The sequence below is a fragment of the Reella acinonychis genome, from assembly GCF_052828705.1.
Map to the genome: position 1 here is coordinate 965,959 of NZ_CM128256.1, position 26,400 is coordinate 992,358.

Here is a 26,400-nt window from a genome sequence, read left to right on the forward strand (position 1 = left end):
ATTATTTCCTTCCTTTTGCGGTGCGTAAAACTAATAGCCGAGAAGCAATCAGTACAATCGAAGTCATTAAGAATAAAATTAAACCTAATTCCATTAAGGCTGATTTTTGTAGTCCACTAGCTTCGTTAAATTCATTCGCAATCGCAGAGGCAATTGAAGTGGAGGGGGAAAAGATTGAATCGGGAAGCTGGAAAGCATTACCAATAACAAAAGTAACTGCCATTGTTTCTCCTAATGCTCGTCCTAGTCCCAACATAATGCTCCCAATCACTCCAGTTTTGGTGTAAGGCAGAATCACTTTCCAGATCACTTCCCAAGTGGTTGAACCTAATCCATAAGCTGATTCTTTCATTAGCGGGGGGACCACACTGAATACATCTCTCATTACTGAAGCGATAAAAGGAATAATCATAATTGCAAGAACTAATCCTGCACTGAATAAGCCAATTCCAAAAGGTGCGCCAGAAAATACCGCACTTAATAGAGGAAGTTCGCCGAAAAACGCAATGAGAGTTGGTTGAATATATTCTTGGAAAAGGGGTACAAACACAAACAGCCCCCACATACCATAGATAATAGAGGGAATTGCAGCTAACATTTCAATGGCAGTACTGACTGGTGCTTGTATCCAGCGAGGTGCAAGTTCGGTCAAGAATGCAGCGATACCAAAAGAAATAGGTACCGCAATAATGAGTGCGATCCCTGCGGAAATCAGGGTTCCAACAATTGGGACTACTGCTCCGTATTGCTCTTTTACTGGATCCCATTCGCTATCCCATAGAAAGCCAAAATGAAAAGTACTAACTGATTCCCAGCTTCCAATAACTAATGAGACCAATATTGCTGCTAACATCAGAAATACTAACAATGCAAATAGGCGAGTTAATTGATGAAATAGCCATTCCATACCTTTATGGTTTAAACATTGATTCTTATTTCTACAAAAATACATGGTAATAAACTCATCTTATGCAAAAAGGGAAGGATGACTTTTACTCAGCCATCCTCAATCGATTTAGGGATACAATAGTTTCCCTTGCTGATCTTTTGCTTCAGCTTTCCATGTCGCTTTAATTTTTGTTACCACATTTTCAGGAATTGGTACATAATCGAGTTCTTCCGCAGCTTGATCCCCTTGCTTAAATGCCCAATCAAAGAAATCAAACACTGCTTTGGTTTGTGCAGGTTTATCCGCATATTTATGCACTAAAATGAAACTCGATGCTGTGATAGGCCAAGCCTCATCACCTTTTTCATTGGTTAAAAGCACTCCCATTCCTTCGGCATTTTCCCAATCTGCATGACTTGCAGCAGCCATAAAGCTAGCTTTGGATGGTGATACAAATTTACCAGCTGCATTTTGTAAACTCACCCAAGAAAGCCCATTTTGTTTAGCATAAGCATATTCTACATATCCAATTGAATTTTTGAGTTGCTTAACATAAGCAGCGACACCTTCATTACCTTTCCCACCTTGCCCGACAGGCCATTTAACAGATTTTCCTTCACCGACTTTTGTTTTCCATTCTGAAGATACTTTTGATAAATAGTTTGTCCAACCAAATGTTGTACCCGAACCATCTGAGCGACGGATTACAATGATATTTTTATCGGGTAAATTTAGTGTTGGGTTGAGTTTTACAATGGCTGGATCGTTCCATTTCGTAATTTTACCCAAATAGATATCTGCTAAAATCTCTCCTGAAAGCTGTAATTTGCCTGATTGAATTTCTGCTAAATTTACTACTGGTACAGTACCACCAATAATAGCTGGAAATTGAAGCAATGCATTTTCATTTAATTGTTTTGCTTTCATTGGATCATCAGAGGCACCGAAATCAATAGTTTTCGCAATAATCTGTTGTTGCCCACCGCCTGAGCCAATCGATTGATAATTAACTCTATGCCCCGTTTCTTGTTCATATAACGCTGCCCATTTGGCATAAATTGGATAAGGGAATGAAGCTCCTGCGCCAGTAATCGTTTGAGCATTAGCTGATAGAACTAGACCCGCGCCAAGACTTAAAATGGCAAGTGATTGATTAAATTTGATTAACATACTGTTCTCCGTTTTGTTGATAACTAACCATTCACAGAGTGCAGTGTAGAAAAGAAATATGACAGAATGATGACAGAAATAAAAAAATGACAAATTATATTTAAGTCGGCGGAAAAATTTTGAATCTGATTAGAAGAAAAGCGCTTAGAAATTGGATTTCTAAGCGCTTGCTTTAAGAGGAAGACGTAAATCTGGCTTTTACAGGCATTCTCTCTTGAATACGTTGGCGATTGATGATTAGGGCTTGTTCTGTTGGGATATAATCTAGCCAGAGATTCGCCTCTTTAGGTACATTTTCCGGCCAAATATATTGCACATTAAAGCCTCGATTTTTACATTCTTGATGTAATTCATCATAACGTTTTTTGAGAAACGTTAATTTATTAAAGAAAAAACGCACATGCCCTTCGCCTAACTTATAGTCTAAGGGTTGACCACGTAAGTGATATTTCCCTTTGGCTACGGCATTTGGGATTCTCGTGAGTTCACGATGTTCCGCCAGCAAATGCTGATCGCACAATTCCTCAACAGGCACAACATTAATTCTTGTCATCTTTCTCCTTCATAGCAAAACTCACCAAATTTTCACCGCACTTTGGGTTTAATCAAGCACTTCGGCTTGGGCTAATACCACAGATTGCAGTACTTTGATCCCTGCTTCAATATCTTTCCATTCAGTGAATTCTAATGGATTGTGACTGATTCCCAAATGAGATGGGACAAAAATCATACCCGTTGGGCATAAGGTTGCCATGTGCATTGCGTCATGTCCTGCACCACTAGGCATAATTTCATAGCTATAATTTAGGGTTTCACAAGCTTGACTAATGGCGTTGATCATATTGTCAGGCAATAAAATAGGCTGATCTTTAGAAATGAGTTGTAATTCGATTTCTAATCCACGTTTAGCTGCAACTTGCTCAATTTGTTGTTGTAATTTGGTAAAGACAGATTCTCTTGCTTCAGTATGAATACCGCGGATATCTACTAATAATTCACAATAGCCTGGGACGACATTCATCACGCCAGGTTTAGCGGTTAAATTACCAACAGTAGCAACAGTTGAATGTCCTGCTTCAATTGCCGCTTGCTCTATGGCGAGAGCTAATTCTGCACCGCCAAGTAAAGCATCATGACGATAATGCATTGCTGTTGCACCTGAATGATCCGCTTGTCCTTTAATCTTTACAATGCTACGAATCGGTGCAGCAATACCTGTGACTACGCCAATGGTTTTGTTTTCATTTTCTAAACGAGGGCCTTGTTCAATATGCAATTCAAAGAAGCATTTGAATTCATTGGCATGACGTTTGCATTGATCAATCTGATTAATATCTAATCCAATGTCAGTAAGTGCTTTTGCGAGGTCGTTTCCTTGTTTGTCGCGTAAATGAGATAAGCTTTGCTGATTTGCAATACCACACATGACTTTACTGCCAAGAGTGGCGTAATTAAAGCGGCTTGATTCTTCACAATTAAAAATGATCAGCTCTAAAGGGTATCTGGTTTTAATATTTTTCTCACAAGCTTGTAATAAGATTTCTAGTCCGCCAATAGATCCTAAAGGACCATCAAATTTTCCGGCATTTACGACTGTATCAATATGAGAACCGAAGGCAACTGCTGGCAAATGATCTTCAACGCCTACTCGACGAATAAATAGATTACCAATTTCATCAGTACGAATTTGTAAATCATAGTCTTTGCATAAATCAACAACATGTTGATGAGCAATTTGATCTTCGGGGCTAAAGGCTAAACGAGTTAATTCACCCTCAACCGAAGTCATAGTTGCTAATTTTTCAATGGTGTTTTGAATTCGAGAGAGATTAATAGACATGGATAAGCTCCTATCAAGTTAATTTTGTGACACAGGTCAAGAAATAGAGAAGTTCATTTTTAGTTTTTTCTAATTCATTGCATAATAAAGCGAAAATGAAATAAGGAGAATTCTCAAATGAAAAATATGTTACTCATGAGTGGTTCAAAATACAAGGATACTGCCTATTTAGTTCACACTCTTCCATGGTTAGATCAATTTTTAGCGAATTATCGTGGCAAAAAAATTGCATTTGTACCTTATGCAGGAGTTCGTCGTACCTATGATGAATATGAAACAACAGTGCAACAAGCATTAGCTAGTTTAGATATGGAGATTGTTTCTGTTCATCGAGGCAATAAGCATACGGATATCATTGAACAGGCTGATGTGATTGCTATTGGTGGTGGTAATACATTCTGTTTATTAAAAGGGATGTACGAACATCATTTGCTGCCAGCAATTCGCGAGAAAGTGAATGCTGGCACGCCTTATTTTGGTTGGAGTGCAGGGGCAAATGTTGCAGGTAGTTCCATTATGACCACCAACGATATGCCAATTACTTACCCACCTTCTTTTGATGCATTAAATCTATTCCCTCATCAAATTAATCCGCACTTTATCTCTGGCAAAATGCAAGGACATAATGGTGAAAGTCGTGAGGAACGTTTGAGCGAATTTTTAATTGTTAATCCAACTTCATTCGTTTATGCCTTGCCAGAAGGTACTGCATTACATATTCAAGGCGAACAAGCTACCGTATTGGGCGAAGCGGATATTTTACGTTTTAGCGAAAATATGCAATTAACCACATTAGCAAAAAATTCTAAATTTAATTATTAAGGAGTATAAATATGGCTGAACTTAAGTCTTTAGTCGCAATACTAGGTATTATTGTGACTATTTATTTATTGATTAAGAAGTATGAAACCCGAACGGTTTTAATTGGTGTTGGTTTAATTATGGCGGTAGTCACTTTAAATCCAATGGGGGCGTTAGATGCTTTTGCTAAGCAAATGACTTCTGGCGGTTTAATTATGGCAATCTGTTCAAGTATGGGTTTTGCCTATGTAATGAAATATACAGAATGTGATACGCATTTAGTACATTTACTCACTAAACCATTGAGTGGATTGAAATTCTTTTTAATTCCAATTGCGACAATCATTACTTTCTTCATTAATATTGCTATTCCATCTGCGGCAGGTTGTGCAGCAGCAGTGGGCGCCACTTTAATTCCTGTATTGAAAAGTGCGGGCGTTCGTCCAGCAACTGCAGGTGCAGCAATTCTGGCAGGGACTTTTGGTTCAATGATGAGCCCGGGTTCTTCACATTCTGCGATGATCAGTGAAATGTCAAAATTAACCATCACTGAAGTTAACCTTTCTCACGCGCCTTATACTATTATTGCTGGTGCGATTGGTGCAGTGGTGCTAACCATTTTAGCGATTGTGTTGAAAGATTATGGTGAAGTTCATCGTCAAGCTTATTTAAACGAGAATCAAAATTCAGAAACTAAATTTGCGAAAGTGAATCCATTATATGCTTTAGCGCCTTTAGTGCCATTAGTGATTTTGGTTATCGGTGGCACCTCATTACAAAAAGTATCTGGTTTAGAGTGGACAAAAATGGGCGTACCACAAGCCATGTTAATTGGTTCTATCTACGCTATTCTTGTAACACGTATTTCGCCAGCTAAAATTACCAACGAATTCTTCAATGGTATGGGTAATGCTTATGCTAACGTATTAGGTATTATCGTGGCTGCAAGCGTATTTGTGGCAGGTTTAAAATCAACAGGTGCGGTTGATTCTGCTATTGAATTCTTAAAACATTCTACTGAATTTGTCCGTTGGGGCGCGACTATCGGTCCATTCTTAATGGGCTTAGTAACAGGTTCCGGCGATGCGGCAGCGATTGCTTTCAATACAGCAGTAACACCACATGCAGTTGAATTAGGCTATACCCACGTTAATTTAGGTATGGCGGCTGCAATTGCGGGTGCAATTGGTCGTACCGCTTCTCCAATTGCAGGTGTAACCATCGTATGTGCTGGCTTAGCAATGGTAAGCCCTGTTGAAATGGTAAAACGTACCGCACCAGGTATGGTACTAGCAACGCTATTCTTAGCATTATTTATGTTGTAATGGGCGATTTTAAAATCCCTTTTTAAGAGTTAAAAGTGCGGTGATTTTTTATAAAGTTTTAAAACTTTGTATAAATGCACCGCACTTTGTTTATGTTACGGTGCTTATTTGTTTCTTTATTATGAAATAAGTAAAGACAAAAGAGGAATTTGTTATGAGTGAACAGTTAATTCAATGGCGTCGAGAATTTCATCGTTTCCCTGAAACCGGTTGGTCAGAATTTTGGACAACAACTCGTATTGCTGACTATTTGGAGCAAATGGGAGCGGAAATTTTATTAGGCGATCAAATTATTAATCCAGAATATGTGCGAGGACGTAATTTAGCCGTTGTAGAAAAAGGAATTGCGAATGCAGTTGCTTATGGCGCAAATCAAAAATGGTTGGATCGAATGAATGGTTATACGGGCTGTGTGGCTATTATTGATTCAGGTAAACCGGGCAAAACAGTTGCTCTACGTTTTGACATTGATTGTGTGAATGTGACAGAAACCAAAGCCGAAAATCATCTGCCTAATCAGTTAGGATTTGCTTCTTTAAATGATGGCTTTATGCATGCTTGCGGACATGATGGGCATATTACGATTGGATTAGGTACTGCTCTTTGGCTATCGCAAAATAAAGATAAATTTAATGGTAAGGTTAAAATTGTTTTCCAACCAGCAGAAGAGGGCGTACGAGGTGCGGCTGCTATTGCTGCTAGTGGTGTAATTGATGACGCAAATTATTTTGCGAGCTCACATATTAGCTTTTGTGCAAGCACAGGAACGGTGTTAGCCAATCCGCGTAATTTCTTATCAACCACTAAAATTGATATCCGCTATAAAGGCTTGCCGGCTCATGCGGGTGCTTCACCTCATACAGGGCGGAATGCGTTACTTGCAGCAGCGCATACGGTCACGCAACTTCATGGCATTGCTCGACATGGCGAAGGAATGACGCGCATTAATGTGGGTGTATTGAAAGCGGGTGAAGGACGCAACGTGATCCCATCCAGAGCGGAAATTCAGCTAGAAGTGCGGGGAGAAAATAAAGAGATTAATCAATATATGGTTGATCAGGTTATGCAAATTGCAAAAGGTATCGCCATTGGTTTTGATGTAAGCTATGAAACGGAGATTATGGGCGAAGCGGTGGATATGAATAATGATCCTGAATTAGTGAAATTAATTGAGGAAATCGCCATTGCTCAACCAGATGTAACCGATTCCACAAAAGACTATGCATTTAATGCTAGTGAGGATGCAACAATTCTCGGCAGACGTGTACAAGACAGAGGTGGAAAGGCTATTTACTTTATTATTGGTGCTGATCGTACTGCTGGACATCATGAAGCTGAATTTGATTTTGATGAAAGCCAATTAGTGACAGGTGTGAATATTTATACTCAACTTGTAGAACGCCTGCTTGCTTGATATCTATTACATTTCTTAAGTTTTATTGATGATATTAAAGGTTACTTATTTTGAATAAGTAACCTTTATTTTTCTTATAAAAAATAGCTTTTTTATAAATTTAGTTGATTTTTTTAGTGACGCAGATCACGAAATTGATAGTTTTAATTTGCACTCAGAAATAATCGGCATATAGTAAAAAACAGTTGAGTAACCGTTTACAAAATTCTCAACAATATTGAAATTAAAGATCGATAAAACGAGGAGTTCCTATGAGTGTGCTAAGTTATTTACAAAGAATTGGACAAGCATTAATGGTTCCTGTGGCAGCATTACCAGCAGCAGCGATTTTAATGGGTATTGGATATTGGATTGATCCTAATGGCTGGGGCGGTGAAAGTCAGTTAGCCGCATTTTTGATTAAATCAGGCGCCGCCATTATTGATAATATGGCGATTTTATTTGCAGTTGGTGTTGCTTTTGGTATGTCTAAAGATAAACATGGTTCTGCAGCATTATCTGGTTTAGTTGGCTTTTTAGTTGTAACCACCTTATTATCACCTGGTGCTGTTGCTCAATTACAAAATATTCCGACAGATCAAGTACCAGCAGCATTTGGCAAAATTAATAACCAATTTATTGGTATTTTAGTGGGTGTGATTTCTGCGGAATTATATAACCGTTTCTATCAAGTGGAATTACCACCAGCCTTAGCATTCTTTAGCGGTAAACGCTTAGTGCCGATTGTGACTTCTATTGTGATGATCGTGGTTTCTTTCATTTTAATGTATCTATGGCCTGTTATTTTTAATGGTTTAGTTGGATTTGGTAAATCTATTACAGATTTAGGTGCAACAGGAGCGGGTATCTATGGTTTCTTAAACCGTTTACTTATCCCAGTTGGTTTACACCATGCATTAAACTCCGTATTCTGGTTTAACGTAGCAGGCATTAATGATATTCCTAATTTCTTAGGTGGCGCACAATCTCTTGCAAATGGCACCGCAGTTTTAGGGGTAACTGGTATGTACCAAGCTGGTTTCTTCCCTGTGATGATGTTTGGTTTACCAGCAGCAGCATTAGCAATCTATCATAGTGCAAAACCAGGTAAAAAAGCACAAGTGGCTTCATTAATGATCGCAGCAGCATTAGCATCATTCTTTACTGGTGTAACTGAGCCATTAGAATTTGCATTTATGTTTGTGGCGCCAGTGTTATATGTGATCCATGCACTATTGACCGGTTTATCTGTATTTATTGCTGCAACAATGCAATGGATGGCAGGCTTTGGCTTTAGTGCTGGTTTGGTGGATATGGTGCTTTCATCACAAAATCCATTAGCGACACAGTGGTATATGTTGTTAGTACAAGGTCTTGTTTTTGCTGTACTTTATTACGTGATTTTCCGCGCTGTTATCAAAGCATTCAACTTAAAAACACCAGGTAACGAAGACGATGAAACAGAAGTTGTTGTAGAAAAACATGAAAATCGTTCTCGTGAACAACGTGCAGCAAGCTTTATTGATGCATTAGGCGGAAAAGATAATTTTAAAACCATTGACGCTTGTATCACACGTTTACGTTTAGAGCTGGTTGATCGCAATAAAATTAATGAAGATAAATTAAAAGAATTGGGTTCAAAAGGTAATGTGAAATTAGCTGAAAATGGTTTACAAGTGATTTTAGGACCAGAAGCTGAATTAATTGCAGATATGATTAAACAACAAATTAAGTAGTTGATTTGTAAGATTAAAGGGCGAATTTAGTTCGCCCTTATTTTTTTATATTTATTTTACCACCGAACCTTTTAACCATTTTCTCAGCCAGCTCCGATTTGGACTGAGGTTATGCACAATATCTTGGCTTAAAGGCAATGGCTCGTTATAAATAAGTGAAACAAGGGATTCTGCCAATAAAGGTGCCGATGTTAATCCTCTTGAACCTAAAGCCGCAATCATATAAAGATTGGGATAAGTAGCTGCAACAGGAATATCTTGTTTTCTGCGGCGCAAGTTATATAGATTATGATATTGCTCTTGCTGTTGGCTGAAATGAGGCACATTACCGAACATTGGCACACGGTCTCTAACTGAACAACGAATGCCAATGCGAGCTTGATTACCAGATGTGTCCACATCATTGGTCCAAAGTGCGGTTAAATTTTGCTGAATTTTTTGTTGATTTTGTTGCTGTTCAATTAGGCTAAAATCACGATTTGCATTATCGCGAATATGGCTTGCACCAATACAATGGCTTGTTTTGCTTTGATCTACGGGCGTTAAATAGCCGTCGTAACAAACCACTGATTTTAACTTCAATAAATTTTCAGAAGTAGGAATTTGACTGACTTGCCCACGCACTGGATAGAGTGGTAAATCGTTGGTTTGTTCAAACTCAGTGAGTTGATGACCATTTGCTAACACGAGAACTTGATGGGTAAATTGTTCATTGCGATCATTTTCCAATATCCACACTGATGGTTGTTGTAAAAGTGCGGTGATTTTTTGTTGAGTTTTGATGACAAGTCCTAATTGTTGTAAATAAGCAAAGGCATTTTGTACAAATTGGCGGGGAGCTAACCACCCACCTCGAGAAATAAAGCCACCATGACAATTGACGGGTAAACCGACAGCTTCACTTAATTGTTCTGCATTAAGTGGTTGATATAAATTAGAATGCCAACCATATTGCGCGATTTTGTCTAATTTTTTCATGCTTTTTTCATCATATCCGCACAATGCCACGCCACAAAAATCATGTTCAAATTCAATCTGTTGTGAAATTGCCCAATGTAATTGTTGGATACCGTATTCAAAGGCATGAATATAAAAACGAATGTTTCGCTCATCGTCATCACTTAATTGTGGATAAAAGGCACCTTGTTTATTACCTGAAGCATTGAGTGCAGGTTGTTCATCTTCACAATAAAGGGTGACTTTGGCACCACGTTTTAATAAAGAGAGTGCGGTAAATAAAGAGGCAATACCACCACCGATAATTGCAACATCTTCAATTTCATTGTTTTTTACTGATTGGGGCAAATACCAAGGTGCTGAAAACTGCGGTGCATTTTCATCGAGTTTTATGCCCCAAATACATTCTCGTTTTTTACCAAAGCCTTTGCGTTTATGCACGCAAAATCCTGCGGATTCTAAGCCTTTTCGCACCGCACTTGCTGCAGTGAAGGTCGCAAAAGTACCTTGTGGGCGAGTATAAGCAAACATTTGTTGATAAAGTTGTTCATTCCACATATCAGGATTTTTACTTGGTGCAAAGCCATCTAAAAACCAAGCGTCGATTTTATTCAACATATAGTCGCCTAACTGCGGTAGATTTTGTTGAATATCGCCGAACCAAAGATCTAAACTGGTTTCTTCAAAATGAAAACGGTAACAACCCACAATAGGCTCAACCCAATGTTGCTGCAATTGTTGGCTAAGTGCTTGGAATTGAGGATAAGCTTGATGTGCAAGTTTTAATTGTTGTAATGGGATAGGGTATTTTTCAAAAGAAATAAAAAATAAGCGCGTTAATTTTGCCTCGGGATGTTGTTGACGGAATTGACGAAATAAGGAGGTAACAGCAAAAAAATTCAATCCTGTACCAAAGCCAGTTTCTGCAATAGTAAAATGAGTTTGTGTTGAATCTACCCATCTTTGCCAGAGTTGGTTGCCTTCTTGAAACACATAGCGACTTTCTGCTAAACCATCTTGATTGGAAAAATACACATCATCAAAAAAAGTCGATACAGGGGTATTGTCTTGATTAAAATGAATTTCCGCGGGACGCACAAGCAGCATAATGTTTTATTCCTTTTTTATAATGTGGTGATTTGCTATAATAGCTGAAATTTATATACTGGTCGAACAAATCAATTTTTGCTTGAAATATTTTTATTTCATAGTAATTTAGCCAACAAAAATAGCATTCTCATTGAGTAAGGAAAAAAGAATATGAAAAGAGCGGTAATCACTGGATTTGGCGTTATTTCGAGTATCGGTAACAATAAAGAAGAAGTACTTGCTTCATTAAAAGCAGGAAAATCAGGTATTGAGTTTGTGCCTGAGTTTGCGGAAATGGGTATGCGTAGCCAAATTGCCGGTACGATTAAATTAAATCCAGCAGAACTTATCGATCGTAAAGTGTATCGTTTTATGGGCGATGCGGCAGCCTATGCCTATTTAGCTATGAAAGAAGCGATTGAAGATTCTGGTTTAGCGGAAGATCAAGTATCTAATGATCGCACTGGTTTAGTTATTGGTGCGGGTACTGGTTCTGCTCACAGCCAATTAGTAGCATGTGATGCCGTAAGAGGTCCACGTGGCGTAAAAGGTGTTGGTCCTTACGCAGTAACTAAAACCATGGCATCAAGTGTGTCAGCTTGTTTGGCAACACCTTATAAAATTCGTGGTGTGAACTATTCTATTAGCTCTGCTTGTGCAACTTCAGCTCACTGTATTGGTCACGCGTTAGAATTAATCCAATTAGGCAAACAAGATGTGGTTTTTGCCGGTGGTGCAGAAGAACTATCTTGGGAATGTGCGACTGAATTTGATGCAATGGGTGCAGTGTCTTCTAAATATAATGATACACCAACAAAAGCTTCACGTGCTTATGATGCAAATCGTGATGGTTTCGTTATCGCTGGTGGCGGTGCAGTGGTAGTGGTTGAAGAATTAGAACATGCACTTGCACGTGGTGCTAAAATCTACGCGGAAATTGTTGGGTATGGTGCAACTTCAGACGGTTATGATATGGTAGCACCAAGTGGTGAAGGTGCGGAACGTTGTATGAAGCAAGCGCTAGCAACAGTAGATAGTCCAATTGATTACATTAACGTACATGGTACTTCAACACCAGTTGGTGATGTGAAAGAATTAGGTGCAATTCGTAATGTATTTGGCGAACAAAAACCAGCCATTTCTTCAACTAAATCAATGACAGGTCACTCATTAGGTGCTGCGGGTGCACATGAAGCGATTTACACATTATTAATGTTAGATAACGACTTTATTGCACCAAGTATCAATATCGAAACTCTTGATGAACAAGCTCAAGATTTAAATATTGTGACACAAACCGTAGAAAATGCAGGTTTACAAACGGTAATGTCAAATAGCTTTGGTTTCGGCGGTACTAACGCAACCCTTATTTTCAAACGTTATAGCAAATAACCTTTATTTAGTTAAGGCGATAAAAAATCCTCCAAATTGGAGGATTTTTTGTTGTCTATTTATTGGCAATAATAACCGCTCTTTTGGGAGCTGGATAACCTTCAATGGTTTTACTATGATCTTGTGGATCTAAAAAATCCACCAAGCTTTCATTTTCTAACCAATCGGTTTTACGTTGTTCTTCCAAAGTCGTAATAGCTTCATCAACGCAACGTACATTTTGGAAACCTGACTTTTCAAGCCAATTAATTAAGCAAGGCACAGAAGGAATGAAGTAAACATTTTTCATTTTAGCGTAGCGATCTATTGGCACTAAAACAGTATTTATATCGCCATCAATCACCAGCGTTTCTAACACTAATTCTCCGCCTTTACGAAGTTGATTTTTGAGTTGAGTTAAATGATCTAATGGCGATTTGCGATGATAAAGCACACCCATGGAAAAAACGGTGTCAAAGACACCTAAAGGCTGCATTTCCTCAATGCCAAGAGGAATTAAGTTCGCGCGGCGATCGTTATTCAGTAATTTGCGCACGGCTTCAAATTGACAAAGGAATAATTCTGTTGGATCAATGCCAACCACCATTTTGGCACCTTCGCCCACCATGCGCCACATATGATATCCACTGCCGCAGCCTACATCTAAAATCAGGCGATCTTTAAGAGGTGATAAGTGTGGGAGGACTCGATCCCATTTAAAATCGGAACGCCATTCAGTATCAATATGCACACCGAACAAATGATAAGGGCCTTTTCGCCAAGGCATGAGTTGTTTAAGATGATAAACTAAGCGTTGCTTTTCACCATCAGATAAAGGTAAAACTTGCTCCGATTTCACCGCACTTTTTAAGTCAATTTGGTCGGCGGATAACTGCGGTAGAAAATCAACGATTTTTGCCCATTTTGCATAATCACCATGGGTTTGTTTTTCCCATTGTTTGAGTTGCAAAGGCAAAGTTTCTAGCCAAGAAGATAATGGCGAAGTGGCTATTTGTTGGTAAAAAGGACGAAAATCAATCATATTGTGTGTTGAATAAAAGGGGAGCCAATGGCTCCCGTTAAGTGATTAATGAGCATTTTTGTAAGCTTCGTTTGCTTTATCAAAGGTTTCCATAATGCTGTCATCAGGTTGTTTTGATAACAATGAAACGATGATAACTGCAAGAGTGGCTAAACTGAATGCGGGGATCATTTCATATACAGAATACCAAGTACTGCCTTCTGGTACCCAATTTTTCCATTGGAATACAATAATTGCGCCAGTAAACATCCCTGCCATTGCGCCAGCAGCAGTCATTCGCTTCCAGAACAATGAGAGTAACACCACAGGACCAAATGCACTACCAAAACCAGCCCAAGCAAAGCGAACGATTTTTAACACTTCACTTTTTTCATCTTGAGCAATCCAGATAGCGATAGCTGCGATAATTAATACCATTGCACGACCTAACCAAACGAGTTCTCGCTCACTTGCTTTTGGACGAATAAAGCCTTTGTAAAAATCTTCTGTAATTGCGCTAGAGGAAATGAGTAATTGAGCACTTAATGTACTCATTACCGCTGCCAAAATAGCTGAAAGTAAAATGCCCGCAATCCAAGGGTTGAATAATAATTTTGCTAGTTCAATAAAGACTTGTTCATTTTCTTGATTAACAACACCAGCTACTTGAGGATTTGCATGGAAGTAAGCGATGCCAAAGAAGCCGATACCAATAGCACCCACTAAGCATAGCACCATCCATGTCATGCTGATTCTACGCGCTTTATTTAAAGATTTTACTGAATCTGCTGACATAAAGCGTGCCAAAATATGTGGTTGACCAAAATAGCCTAAACCCCAAGCGGATAAACTTAATAAGCCAAGTAGGCTTTGCCCTGTGAATAAATCAGTGAAATCTTTGTTTAATGTTTGTTCCGCTTGTGCTAACACCACAGAGAGATTATCCATGCCACCTAATGAATACACGACACAAACGGGTGTGAGGATAAGGGCGAAAATCATTAATGTTGCTTGAATGGTGTCTGTCCAGCTTACAGCAAGGAAACCACCAATAAAGGTGTAAGCAATTGTGGCTAAAGCACCATACCAAAGTGCGGTGGAATATGGCACAGAAAAGAGATTCTGGAATAATTTAGCTCCAGCAACAACGCCTGCCGCACAGTAAATAGTAAAGAAGACTAAAATAATGGTTGCAGCGATAATTTTTAAAAATCGCGTACCAAAACGGTGGTGGAAATATTCCGGTAGAGTTAGGGCATTATGGTTAAATTCTGTATGAACGCGTAAGCGACCAGCAACAAACAGCCAGTTTAAATAAGCGCCAATGGTTAAGCCAATTGCAATCCAGCCTTCAACTAAACCTGCTGCATAAACGGCCCCAGGTAAGCCCATTAATAACCAACCAGACATATCTGAAGCTCCAGCAGACATTGCGGTAACAAAGCTACCTAAACGGCGACCGCCTAAAATATAATCCGATAAGTTATTAGTATAGCGATAGGCAAGTAAGCCAATGGCTAACATGCCGACAATATAAATGGTAAATGTGACTAAAGTTGGATCCCATCCAAACATGTTTATTCTCCAAATACTACACAGTAACAAATAAAAAATATAAGAAATTTGAGGAAACGCACATTTTACATTATTTGTGCTTGTTTTTCTATTTTGCTTTTAGTTATCCTATGCATAAATTGAATTTAACTAAAAATTTGGGTGTTTTAATGAATTCTGTCGAATTGTTAGTCAATGTTACTCCTAACGAAACGCGGATTGCCTTAATTAGCATGGGCGTGCTCAAAGAAGTTCATATTGAGCGTCAAGCGAAACGAGGCATTGTGGGGAATATTTATAAAGGACGCGTTACTCGCGTTTTACCTGGTATGCAGTCTGCATTTGTGGATATTGGGTTAGAAAAAGCCGCTTTTTTGCACGCTTCGGATATTGTGTCGCACACAGAATGTGTGGATGAAAACGAGAAAAAGAAATTTATTGTCAAAGATATTGGTCAATTAGTTCATGAAGGTCAGGATATTGTTGTACAGGTAGTGAAAGATCCCCTTGGTACTAAAGGTGCACGTTTAACAACAGATATTACTTTGCCTTCACGTTATCTCGTATTTATGCCTGAAAATAGTCATGTGGGTGTTTCACAACGTATTGAAAGTGAAGAAGAACGTATTCGTTTGAAAAACTTGGTAGAGCCTTATTGTGATGAATTAGGTGGCTATATTATTCGTACCGCATCAGAAGGCGTTTCTGAAGAAGAATTAAAACAAGATGCCGATTTTCTAAAACGTGTATGGCGTAAAGTAATGGAACGTAAAGGAAAATATCCTACGCGTTCAATGATTTATGGCGAACTTGCGTTAACACAACGTATTTTACGCGACTTTATAGGTCAGGGCATTGAGAGAATTCATATTGACTCCAAGCTTTGTTTTGCTCAAGTAAAAGAATTTACGGAAGAATTTATCCCTGAATTAACGGATAAATTAGAAGTGTATTCGGGTAATCAGCCTTTATTTGATGTGTACGGTGTAGAAGCTGCCATTAATACGGCTTTAGATAAGCGGGTCAATCTAAAATCTGGTGGCTATCTTATTATTGAACAGACAGAAGCCATGACCACCATTGATATTAATACTGGCGCATTTGTCGGCAGTCGTAATTTGGAAGAAACTATTTTCAATACCAATATTGAAGCCACTCGAGCCATCGCACAACAGCTTCAATTGCGGAATTTGGGCGGTATTATTATTATTGATTTTATTGATATGCAATCTGAAGAACATCGACAACGTGTATTGCAATCTTTAGAAGAAGCGCTAGCGAAAGATCCAGTGAAAACCAATGTTAATGGGTTCACTCAATTAGGTTTAGTGGAAATGACGCGCAAGCGTACGCGCGAGAGTTTGGAGCATGTGCTTTGTGGCGAATGCCCTGCTTGTAAAGGAAGTGGCTATTTAAAAACCGTTGAAACGGTCTGCTATGAAATTATGCGTGAAATTATTCGGGTTCATCATTTATTTTCCAGTGAACAATTTACGGTTTATGCTTCGCCAGCGGTTGCTGATTATTTGATCAAGGAAGAAAGCCATGGTTTGCTAGCAGAAATTGAGGTCTTTATTGGTAAAAAAGTACAGGTTCGTCCTGAAGCATTTTATAATCAGGACCAATTCGATGTGGTTGTGATGTAGCCTTATACATTTAGCCATTTAAACTGCGGTGGATTTTAACAAAGTTTTAAAACTGTGCTAAAATCCACCGCACTTTTTTATGAATACAATGAGAATTATATGTTAAATCAGGTTCAGGCAAGTTTACTGACACAAAGCAATCTTTCATTAAATGATTTGCCCAATATTTTTGACTTAATGTCGCACCGTCAAATTGATTATGCGGATTTATACTTTCAATTAAGCCAAGATGAAAACTGGGTACTAGAAGATGGCATTATCAAAGAAGGCGGTTTTCATATTGATCGAGGCGTGGGCGTACGTGCGATCAGTGGTGAGAAAACAGGGTTTGCTTATTCGGATCAAATTAATTTAGCTAATTTGCAACAATGTGCTAATGCAGTAAAAGGTATTGCAGCAGCAAGCCAAGGCAATATCATTAAACCACTCACTTTTAATGAAGTGAATGCCATTCAGCGTTATGGGGCGATTAATCCATTAAATACGTTAACAAAAGAACAAAAAATTGAGTTATTGCATTTAGTGGATCGTACTGCACGAGCTGAAAGCCCTTATGTCACCAAAGTAACCGCAAATTTGACCGCACTTTATGAAGAAATGTTGGTTGCTGCAACAGATGGTACATTAGCGGCAGATATTCGCCCTTTAATTCGTTTATCTATTTCTGTTATGGTGGAAAAAGAGGGTAAACGTGAGCGAGGCAGTGCAGGTGTTGGCGCGAGAGTCGGATTAGATTGGTTCTTTGAACCCTATATGGGCGAGCAACGCGCGATTTATTTTGCTAAAGAAGCCGTACGTCAAGCCTTAGTGAATTTAGAAGCCGTTGCAGCACCTGCAGGTTTAATGCCAGTGGTGTTAGGTGCCGGTTGGCCGGGCGTGTTATTACACGAAGCTGTCGGTCATGGTTTAGAAGGTGATTTTAATCGTAAAGAAAGTTCTTTATTTACGGGGAAAATTGGCGAATTAGTCACATCGCCACTTTGTACAATTGTGGATGACGGTACCTTACCTAACCGTCGAGGTTCATTGACTGTTGATGATGAAGGCGTGCCTGGTCAATATAATGTCTTGATTAAAGAAGGCATTTTGCAAGGTTATATGCAAGATAAAATGAATGCGCGTTTAATGGGCGTTGCACCAACGGGAAATGGTCGCCGCGAATCCTATGCGCATTTACCAATGCCTCGAATGACAAATACTTATATGTTGGCAGGGCAGAGTAAATTTGAGGATCTAATTGCTTCTGTCGAACAAGGCATTTTTGCACCGCACTTTGGTGGTGGGCAAGTGGATATTACATCGGGTAAATTCACCTTCTCTATGTCAGAAGCCTATTTAATTGAAAAAGGCAAAATTACCAAACCAATCAAAGGCGCAACCATGATTGGACATGGCATTGAAGTTATGCAACAAATTTCTATGGTGGCAGACAACATGGAAATTGATCATGGCATTGGTGTTTGTGGTAAAGATGGTCAAAGTGTGCCTGTTGGTGTGGGACAACCCGCTTGTAAAATCGAGAAAATTACCGTCGGTGGTACTAATTAAATTGAGAGGAAAGCCCAGCATTTAGCTGGGCTTTTGTTTGGTTTAGCTTTGATGAGCATTACTATGTTCGATTTTGCCGAAAGTGCCCATTTGCACATCTTTGATAGCTTGTAAGATTTCCTCTTTACTATTCATCACAAATGGCCCATAACCTACCACAGGTTCATTTAATGGTTCTCCAGTTAAAATCAATAATTTAGATTCATTGTTGCTTTCTATTTGCACATCTGCACCGCCTTTTTCAAAGGTAACTAATTCACCACGATGAGCAATTTCATTACCATTAAATTGCACTGTACCTTCCAATACCAACACAATTAGGTTATGGCTTTCAGGTACTGCGAAAGTATGGCTTTTACCTGCATTCATACGAACATCCCACATATTAATTGGGCTGAAAGTACTTGCTGGACCGATAGCGCCTTCTAATTCACCTGTGATAATACGGGCGGTTCCTGCGGAATCAGCTAATTCAAGCACTGGAATATTTTCTGATTTAATAGCCTGATATTTTGGCGTTGTCATTTTGTGGGCTTTAGGCAAGTTCACCCAAAGTTGTACCATCTCGAACATCCCCCCTTGTTGAGAGAAATTTTCCGAATGGAATTCTTCATGCATTAAACCAGAACCAGCGGTCATCCATTGTACATCTCCAGTGCCGATAATACCGCCGCCACCGTAAGAGTCAGCATGTGCTACTTCGCCTTGATAAGCAATAGTAACGGTTTCAAATCCACGATGTGGATGTTCACCAACACCACGAAAATCAGATTTTCGTCCACCATCAAAATAGCGTGGTGGGTTGTAATCCATTAGTAGAAATGGATCAAGATTTTTATCTTTATCTCCATAACTGAACATAGATTGAACATGGAAACCATTACCGACCCAATGTTTCGGTGGCGCATTATGAATATTTGCTACTTTTTTCATTTTTAAATCCTTTGTTAATTGTGAAACATAACTGCTTTATTTTGTTATGGTCTCATTATACTTTTTTCTATTCATTGATAAATCCCGTTCATGTTGAATGATTTTCTATTCTGGGTTGATAATTTTATGAGCTTATTTGTGCAATGTAATAGATGAAGAACGAAAAGCGCGGTGGATTTTTAGCAAGTTTTGGTTTTTTATTTACTTAAAATGAATTCTTATGCATAATCATTGAATGATTAATCAATAAATTCATAAGGAACGCAATATGGCAAGCTATACTCGCCAACACTTTGAGCAAGTGATGATCCAAAATTATAACCCTGCTCATTTTATCCCAGTAAAAGGCAAAGGAAGCAGAGTGTGGGATCAAGATAATAAAGAATATATTGATTTTACCAGTGGTATTGCGGTGAATTCATTAGGACATTGCCCTGATGAGATTGTGTCGGTATTAAAAACACAAGGCGAAAAATTATGGCATTCAAGCAACTGGTTTACTAGCGAACCTACATTGGCATTGGCATCAAAGTTGGTTGAGCATACTTTTGCTGAGCGTGTTATGTTCGCTAATTCAGGTGCTGAAGCGAATGAGGCGGCGTTGAAATTAGCTCGTCGTTACGCAGTGGATCATTATGGTTATCAAAAATCCACGATTATTTCCTTTAAACAAAGTTTCCATGGTCGCACCTTTTTTACTGTGAGTGTTGCTGGTCAACCTAAATATTCAGACGGATTTGGACCAAAACCTGCGGATATTATTCATGTAGAGTTTAACGATTTAGACGGTGTGAAATCAGTCATTAGCGACCATACTTGTGCGATTATCGTTGAACCAATTCAAGGCGAAAGTGGCATTATCCCTGCGACAAAAGACTTCTTACAAGGGTTAAGAGAACTTTGCGATCAACATCAAGCATTGCTGATTTTTGATGAGGTACAAACGGGCGTTGGGCGTACTGGTGCATTATATGCTTATCAAAAATATGGTGTGGTGCCAGATATTTTAACGACTGCCAAAGCATTAGGAAATGGCTTTCCAATCAGTGCCATGCTGACAACAACAGAAATTGCCAAAAGTTTTGCCCCTGGTGTGCATGGCACGACTTTTGGGGGAAATCCTTTGGCTTGCGCTGTTGCTGAGAAAGTTATTGATATCATTGCGGATCCAAAATTCTTATCAGAAATTGACCGCACTTCTGCTTTCTTCAAAGCCGAATTAGTCAAATTAAATGAAAAATTTGCACTATTTAATGAAATTCGTGGCGAAGGTTTATTGATTGGCGCGGAATTGGTGGAAAAATATCGTGGTAAATCGGCGGAGTTTGTTAAAGTAGCTGCGGAGAATGGTTTAATGATTTTAGTCGCAGGACCAAATGTATTGCGTTTTGCTCCCGCATTAAATATTTCTCAGCAAGAGATTAGGGAAGGAATGGAAAAATTATCCGCTACTTTACAGGCGTTCGTATAAAAACAAAAGGCGTTAATCATTGATTAACGCCTTTTTTAAATTCTGGTTGCGGGGGCCGGATTTGAACCGACGGCCTTCGGGTTATGAGCCCGACGAGCTACCAAGCTGCTCCACCCCGCGTCTGATTTGGCGTAATATACTCGTTTAAAAATTTAATGCAACAAAAAATTATGTTGAGGCTTTTTGTTTGCCTTAAAAATAAACGAAAAGCTTAAAAAATAGTAGGGGACAGGGCGAAAGTTTGATAGGATAGCCAATTCATTTTTAAGTTTATCAATTTGGGCATTTTATGAAATTTTTTAATAAAAAAACGGCATTGAGAATCGGTGTAACGATGTTAAGTGCGGTTTTATTAGCCGCTTGTTCTTCGTCTCCATCACAGAAAACAAGAAAGACGAATGTTGGGAATGGCGATTTACAACAATTTGGTGCGAAATATCAAGGACGCACTTATAGTAGTGCGCCTTTTACTTCAGTTGCTCGTGTGGAAAATAATAGTGCGGTGATAAATCAAGGCGATTTTCTAACTCAGCTTTCTAATGTACGCAACTATTCAAGTCGTATTACCGCAAATTTTGCTCAGAATTACAGTAAAATTCAGCAATGGGTTATTTCAGGTGCCAATGTGAATGAGCTTGCTCAATTTGGTATTCGACCGCAAATTATGTCAGGGGAAGATGGCTACCAAAATGTGTTAATGACAGGTTATTATTCACCTGTGATTCATGCACGCCGTTCTCCACAAGGGCAATATGTGAATCCAATTTATGCTATGCCAAAACATAAGCGTTTTACACGCTCACAAATTTATGCCGGCGCTTTGGAAGGAAAAGGGCTTGAGTTAGCTTATACAGATTCCATGTTAGAGAATTTCTTATTAGGTGTTCAGGGCAGTGGATATGTGGATTTTGGTGATGGCAATTTAAATTATTTTGCTTATGCAGGACAAAATGGTTTCCCTTACACAGCGGTAGGTCGTTTGTTGGTTGAAGATGGAGAAATTCCGAAAGAGAAAATGTCCATTCAAGCCATTCGTGACTGGGGAGAACGCAATCCATCACGCTTACAATCTTTATTAGAACGCAACCAATCCTATGTTTTCTTTAAAAATGATCCAACAGGTAAAGTGAAAGGGGCGGCTGGTGTGCCTTTAGTAACCATGGCCTCTGTTGCTTCAGATCGTAATTTAGTGCCAATGGGGTCTGTATTATTAGTAGAAGTTCCGCAAATGGATAATGCAGGTAATTGGACAGGAGAGCATAAACTACATTTAATGGTTGCTTTAGATGTAGGCGGCGCAGTAAAAGGACACCATTTTGACTTATATCGTGGAATTGGTGACCAAGCAGGACATATTTCAGGTTTATCCAAACATTATGGCCGCGTTTGGATTTTAAGATAACAGAATAAGCACGAGTTTTCTCGTGCTCATTTTTTATAACGATTATGCAACGAATAGATAATTATGAACAACGCTTCGGCGGCATTGGACGTTTATATACGCCACAAGGTTTAATGAAATTACGCCAATCGCATATTTGCGTCATAGGTATTGGTGGCGTGGGTTCTTGGGTGGTGGAAGCGCTCGCCCGTTCTGGTATTGGCAAGATTACCATGATTGATATGGATGATATTTGTGTCACCAATATTAACCGTCAAATTCATGCGCTGAGTGGCAATATTGGCAAATTAAAAACCGAAGCGATGAAAGAGCGTGTTAATCTGATTAATCCTGAATGTGAAGTACAGATTATTGATGACTTCCTTTCTAGTGAAAATTTAACGAGTTATCTCAATCAGCAATATGATTATGTGATTGACGCCATTGATTCGGTGAAAACAAAAGCGGCTTTAATTGCTTATTGTAAACGGAATAAAATCAAAATAATCACTATTGGTGGTGCGGGTGGGCAAACCGATCCTACTCAGATTCAGATTGCTGATTTAAGTAAAACAATTCAAGATCCGCTAGCTGCAAAAGTGCGGTCAATTTTACGCAAAGAATATCATTTTAGCCAAAATCCTAAGCGTAAATTTGGTATTGACTGCGTATTCTCAACACAACCGTTGATTTTTCCTCAGATGAGTGAGAATTGTGAAATCTCTGCCACTATGAACTGCAGTAATGGTTTTGGTGCTGCAACTATGATTACTGCGACATTTGGCTTCTTTGCGGTTTCCAGAGTGATAGATAAATTATTGCGCTAGGCTCTTATTTTTTATCAAAAAAAAAGATGGCTTTTTATAAAGGATCGGAGTAAGCTAACCGCACTTTATTTTATCTATAAGGAAAATATTATGTCTAAATTGAACAAAGTTGCTGCAGCAGTAGCATTATTTACCTTATCTGCAACTGCACAAGCGAGCATTGTGACTTCTGTTAAACCATTAGGTTTTATTGCTTCTTCCATCGCTGATGGTGTTACTGATACTAAAATCATCGTGCCAGCAGGCGCTTCACCACATGATTATCATTTAAAACTTTCTGATGTGGAAAAAATTCAATCAGCAGATTTATTATTATGGATTGGCAAAGATGTAGATGGTTTCTTAAGTAAAAGTGTTGAAAAAGTCGCGCCAAATAAACGTGTTACCATTGCTGAGATTGAAGGCGTAACTGAGTTATTATCTAAGTCAGAACACCATCATCACGATGATGAAGATGATCACGAACATGATGACCATGAACATCATGAGCACAAACACGAGCATGATGACCACAAACATGAACATCATGGGCACCACCATCATGGCCATCATCATGAAGTAGATGAAAATGGTTTAACGGTAAACTGGCATGTTTGGTATTCACCTGAAATTAGCCAATTAGTTGCTAAACAACTAGCAAATAAATTAGTGGAAATCTACCCAGAGCAAAAAGCGAAAATTGAACAAAACTACGCGGATTTTAACCGCACTTTAGCTGAAAAAAGCAGCAAAATTAAAGCTGAACTTGAAGCAGTAAAAGGTAAAGGTTTCTACGTGTTCCATGATGCTTATGGTTATTTCAATGATGCCTATGATTTAAAACAGGCTGGCGCATTTACTATTAATCCATTAGTGGCTCCGGGTGCGAAAACTTTAGCAAAAATCAAAGAAGAAATTGAAGAACATAAAGTGGCTTGTTTATTTGCTGAACCGCAATTTACACCAAAAGTGATTGATACCTTAAGCAAAGGAACTGGCGTTAAAGTTGGTCGTTTAGACCCAATGGGTGACAGTATTTCATTAGGTAAAAATGCTTATACCAATTTCTTACAATTTACAGCAGATAGCTACAAAGATTGTTTGAAATAATATTCATCTTTGCGAACAAGGGACATGGTTACTATGTCCCTTTTTCTTTATCTATACCAAGGAATTATTGCAAACAGCGTTTATGCAACAAGAACAGCGTAATCTATGCTATAATCGCGCAAATTTTCCTTATCATAGAGAATCTACTCAATGAAACAACTTTTTGCCACAACTGCTCGTGGTTTTGAAGAATTATTAAAAGTCGAACTAATAGATCTTGGTGCTAAAGATTGTCAAATTAGTCAAGGTGGTGTGCATTTTTATGCAGACGATGAAACCTTATATCGCACCTTACTGTGGTCGCGTTTAGCCTCTCGCATTTTGTTGCCCTTAATTAATACCAAAATTTATAGCGATTTAGATTTGTATTCTGCAGTGGTTAGCTATCAATGGTTAGCGCATTTTGATGAGCGCGTTCACTTTATGGTGGATTTTAATGGAACAAATGCAGATATTCGTCATACCCAATTTGGTGCGATGCGTGTGAAAGACGGGATTGTGGATTATTTTGAACGCAATGGTAAAGCGCGCCCAAATGTTGATAAGGATAATCCTGATATTCGTATTCATGCTTATTTAAATCGTGAACAACTGGTGATTTCCCTGGATTTAAGCGGTGATGCATTACATATGCGTGGTTATCGCGAAGATACTGGTGCAGCACCCTTAAGAGAAACTTTAGCAGCGGCAATTGTCTTGCGTTCAGGATGGCAACAAGGTACGGTATTAGTTGATCCTATGTGTGGTTCTGGGACCTTGTTAATTGAAGCAGCACAAATGCAAGCGAAAATTGCACCGCAGTTATATCGTATGCATTGGGGATTTGATTTATGGCAAGGGCATAATCAAGCAGCTTGGGATAAAGTCAAACAGGAAGCAATAGAACTAGCAGAACAGCAAACGAATCAACAAATTCAAAAAAATTTCTTTGGTTTTGATTTAGATCATCGAGTGTTGCAAAAAGCCAAACAAAATGCCAAGAATGCTGGAGTGGCACATTTAATTCAATGGCAGCAACAGGATGTGGCGGCATTAAAAAATCCTAGTCCAGAACAACAAGGCACTTTAATTTGTAACCCGCCTTATGGTGAACGATTAGGCACAACGCCAGCGTTAATTGCATTGTATTCAGTGTTAGGTCAACGATTAAAAATGGAATTTTCCGATTGGAATGTGTCTATTTTTAGTGGCGAGCCAGCGTTATTGGATTGTTTGCGATTACGTTCCCATCGTCAATTTAAAGCGAAAAATGGTCCGCTTGATTGTGTGCAGAAGAATTATCACATCTCGTCTCGCTCTGCTCAGCAAACTTCAGCGCAAGGTGCGGTGCAAAATACGGTAGAATTTGACCGCACTTTAATGGTGGCAACCGATTTTGCTAACCGCTTACAAAAAAATATCAAGAAAATTGAAAAATGGGCGAAGCAGCAAGGGTTGGACGCTTATCGTTTATATGATGCTGATTTACCTGATTATAATTTAGCGGTGGATCGTTATGGCGATCACATCGTGGTGCAAGAGTATGCAGCACCGAAAAATATTGATGAGAATAAAACGCGCCAACGTTTATTGGACGCGGTAACAGCAACATTACAAGTAACGGGTGTTGAAACGAATAAGCTTGTTTTAAAAGTGCGCCAAAAACAAAAAGGCACCAATCAATATGAAAAATTAGCCAACAAAGGCGATTATTTCTACGTCAATGAATATGGTGCGAAATTGTGGGTGAATTTAACGGATTATTTGGATACAGGATTATTTTTAGATCACCGCATTACGCGTAAAATGGTCGGCGAAATGGCAAAAGGAAAAGATTTCCTTAATTTATTTGCTTATACGGGTTCTGCAACTGTTCATGCTGCATTAGGTGGCGCAAAATCAACCACGACTGTTGATATGTCTAACACCTATTTAAACTGGGCGGAACAAAATTTATTGTTAAATGATATTGAAGGCAAGCAACATAAATTGATACAAGCAGATTGTTTGCAATGGTTAGCCAAATGTGATCGTCAATTTGATTTGATTTTTGTTGATCCGCCAACGTTTTCTAATTCTAAACGAATGGAAGACAGCTGGGATGTACAACGCGATCATATTCAATTAATGAAGCAATTAAAACGCATTTTACGTGCAAATGGCACTATTGTTTTTTCAAACAATAAACGTGGATTTAAAATGAATTTTGATGGTTTAGCTGAATTAGGATTGCATGCGGTGGAAATTTCAGCGCAAACCTTGCCACTCGATTTTGAACGTAATAAACAAATTCATAACTGTTGGCTTGTAACGCATCAATCTTGAGTTTGCTGAGCAATAAAAAAGTGCGGTGGAATTCACCGCACTTTTTGTTTGAGAG

Annotated in this window: 20 protein-coding genes and 1 tRNA gene; 12 read left to right on the forward strand and 9 right to left on the reverse strand. The window is 38.8% G+C overall.

All coding sequences use genetic code 11. The features are described from left to right. Position 1: 1 nt before the first annotated feature. The 4 genes from pstC to ACUXZ4_RS04940 form a co-directional block, all read right to left on the reverse strand. The gene (gene pstC, locus ACUXZ4_RS04925; RefSeq protein ID WP_464973918.1) at positions 2-952 is read right to left on the reverse strand and encodes a phosphate ABC transporter permease subunit PstC; all 951 of its coding nucleotides are present in this window, start codon (positions 950-952) and stop codon (positions 2-4) included. A 63-nt stretch (positions 953-1,015) separates the two neighbouring features. Then, complete coding sequence (gene pstS, locus ACUXZ4_RS04930) at positions 1,016-2,059, reverse strand: phosphate ABC transporter substrate-binding protein PstS (RefSeq protein WP_464973919.1); 1,044 nt, start codon at positions 2,057-2,059, stop codon at positions 1,016-1,018. A gap of 172 nt (positions 2,060-2,231) precedes the next feature. Continuing rightward, positions 2,232-2,612, reverse strand: a complete 381-nt coding sequence (locus tag ACUXZ4_RS04935; RefSeq protein ID WP_464973920.1) for a pyrimidine dimer DNA glycosylase/endonuclease V — start codon at positions 2,610-2,612, stop codon at positions 2,232-2,234. Between the two features lie 48 nt (positions 2,613-2,660). Next, positions 2,661-3,899: an allantoate amidohydrolase gene (locus ACUXZ4_RS04940; protein WP_464973921.1), complete on the reverse strand. Its 1,239-nt coding sequence runs from the start codon at positions 3,897-3,899 to the stop codon at positions 2,661-2,663. A 117-nt stretch (positions 3,900-4,016) separates the two neighbouring features. Here ACUXZ4_RS04940 and pepE point away from each other — a divergent pair, with 117 nt between their 5' ends. The 4 genes from pepE to nagE all read left to right on the forward strand — a co-directional run bounded on the left by pepE (position 4,017) and on the right by nagE (position 9,154). Further along, positions 4,017-4,721 carry a dipeptidase PepE gene (gene pepE, locus ACUXZ4_RS04945; protein WP_464973922.1) on the forward strand — a complete coding sequence of 235 codons (705 nt, stop codon included), beginning with the start codon at positions 4,017-4,019 and terminating at the stop codon, positions 4,719-4,721. Positions 4,722-4,732: 11 nt separating this feature from the next. Then, positions 4,733-6,025 (forward strand): C4-dicarboxylate transporter DcuC, encoded by a 1,293-nt coding sequence (gene dcuC / locus ACUXZ4_RS04950; RefSeq protein ID WP_464973923.1) that lies wholly within the window; start codon positions 4,733-4,735, stop codon positions 6,023-6,025. 154 nt (positions 6,026-6,179) lie between these two features. Beyond that, positions 6,180-7,439 carry a M20 family metallo-hydrolase gene (locus ACUXZ4_RS04955; RefSeq protein ID WP_464973924.1) on the forward strand — a complete coding sequence of 420 codons (1,260 nt, stop codon included), beginning with the start codon at positions 6,180-6,182 and terminating at the stop codon, positions 7,437-7,439. A gap of 251 nt (positions 7,440-7,690) precedes the next feature. Then, complete coding sequence (nagE, locus tag ACUXZ4_RS04960) at positions 7,691-9,154, forward strand: N-acetylglucosamine-specific PTS transporter subunit IIBC (RefSeq protein ID WP_464973925.1); 1,464 nt, start codon at positions 7,691-7,693, stop codon at positions 9,152-9,154. A gap of 51 nt (positions 9,155-9,205) precedes the next feature. Here nagE and mnmC read toward each other — a convergent pair whose 3' ends face one another. Beyond that, a complete protein-coding gene (gene mnmC / locus ACUXZ4_RS04965) occupies positions 9,206-11,218 on the reverse strand; it encodes a bifunctional tRNA (5-methylaminomethyl-2-thiouridine)(34)-methyltransferase MnmC2/FAD-dependent 5-carboxymethylaminomethyl-2-thiouridine(34) oxidoreductase MnmC1 (protein WP_464973926.1) in 2,013 nt (670 codons plus the stop codon). A 153-nt stretch (positions 11,219-11,371) separates the two neighbouring features. Between mnmC and fabB the strand changes: the two genes are divergently transcribed. Then, positions 11,372-12,592, forward strand: coding sequence for a beta-ketoacyl-ACP synthase I (gene fabB, locus ACUXZ4_RS04970; RefSeq protein ID WP_464973927.1), 1,221 nt, complete (start codon positions 11,372-11,374; stop codon positions 12,590-12,592). A 55-nt stretch (positions 12,593-12,647) separates the two neighbouring features. On the opposite strand, the gene cmoB is transcribed toward fabB, so the two are convergent. Further along, entirely contained in the window at positions 12,648-13,613 is a 966-nt protein-coding gene (gene cmoB / locus ACUXZ4_RS04975; protein ID WP_464973928.1) for a tRNA 5-methoxyuridine(34)/uridine 5-oxyacetic acid(34) synthase CmoB, read from the reverse strand. A gap of 45 nt (positions 13,614-13,658) precedes the next feature. Beyond that, complete coding sequence (gene putP, locus ACUXZ4_RS04980) at positions 13,659-15,167, reverse strand: sodium/proline symporter PutP (protein ID WP_464973929.1); 1,509 nt, start codon at positions 15,165-15,167, stop codon at positions 13,659-13,661. Between the two features lie 149 nt (positions 15,168-15,316). Between putP and rng the strand changes: the two genes are divergently transcribed. Together rng and tldD are read left to right on the forward strand one after the other, a co-directional pair. Further along, on the forward strand, positions 15,317-16,792 hold the full coding sequence (rng, locus tag ACUXZ4_RS04985; protein WP_464973930.1) for a ribonuclease G: 1,476 nt from the start codon (positions 15,317-15,319) through the stop codon (positions 16,790-16,792). Between the two features lie 99 nt (positions 16,793-16,891). Next, a complete protein-coding gene (gene tldD, locus ACUXZ4_RS04990; RefSeq protein ID WP_464973931.1) occupies positions 16,892-18,340 on the forward strand; it encodes a metalloprotease TldD in 1,449 nt (482 codons plus the stop codon). Positions 18,341-18,382: 42 nt separating this feature from the next. On the opposite strand, the gene ACUXZ4_RS04995 is transcribed toward tldD, so the two are convergent. After that, the gene (locus ACUXZ4_RS04995) at positions 18,383-19,273 is read right to left on the reverse strand and encodes a pirin family protein (RefSeq protein ID WP_464973932.1); all 891 of its coding nucleotides are present in this window, start codon (positions 19,271-19,273) and stop codon (positions 18,383-18,385) included. Positions 19,274-19,541: 268 nt separating this feature from the next. Here ACUXZ4_RS04995 and ACUXZ4_RS05000 point away from each other — a divergent pair, with 268 nt between their 5' ends. Beyond that, positions 19,542-20,744 carry an aspartate aminotransferase family protein gene (locus tag ACUXZ4_RS05000; protein ID WP_464973933.1) on the forward strand — a complete coding sequence of 401 codons (1,203 nt, stop codon included), beginning with the start codon at positions 19,542-19,544 and terminating at the stop codon, positions 20,742-20,744. A gap of 43 nt (positions 20,745-20,787) precedes the next feature. Here ACUXZ4_RS05000 and ACUXZ4_RS05005 read toward each other — a convergent pair. Beyond that, positions 20,788-20,864, reverse strand: a tRNA-Met gene (locus ACUXZ4_RS05005). 169 nt (positions 20,865-21,033) lie between these two features. Between ACUXZ4_RS05005 and mltA the strand changes: the two genes are divergently transcribed. The 4 genes from mltA (at position 21,034) to rlmKL (ending at position 26,345) form a co-directional block, all read left to right on the forward strand. Further along, on the forward strand, positions 21,034-22,146 hold the full coding sequence (gene mltA, locus ACUXZ4_RS05010; protein WP_464973934.1) for a murein transglycosylase A: 1,113 nt from the start codon (positions 21,034-21,036) through the stop codon (positions 22,144-22,146). Between the two features lie 44 nt (positions 22,147-22,190). Beyond that, on the forward strand, positions 22,191-22,952 hold the full coding sequence (gene tcdA, locus ACUXZ4_RS05015) for a tRNA cyclic N6-threonylcarbamoyladenosine(37) synthase TcdA (RefSeq protein ID WP_464973935.1): 762 nt from the start codon (positions 22,191-22,193) through the stop codon (positions 22,950-22,952). 90 nt (positions 22,953-23,042) lie between these two features. Then, positions 23,043-24,041: a zinc ABC transporter substrate-binding protein ZnuA gene (znuA, locus tag ACUXZ4_RS05020; RefSeq protein ID WP_464973936.1), complete on the forward strand. Its 999-nt coding sequence runs from the start codon at positions 23,043-23,045 to the stop codon at positions 24,039-24,041. A 150-nt stretch (positions 24,042-24,191) separates the two neighbouring features. After that, entirely contained in the window at positions 24,192-26,345 is a 2,154-nt protein-coding gene (gene rlmKL / locus ACUXZ4_RS05025) for a bifunctional 23S rRNA (guanine(2069)-N(7))-methyltransferase RlmK/23S rRNA (guanine(2445)-N(2))-methyltransferase RlmL (RefSeq protein WP_464973937.1), read from the forward strand. Positions 26,346-26,400: the final 55 nt, after the last annotated feature.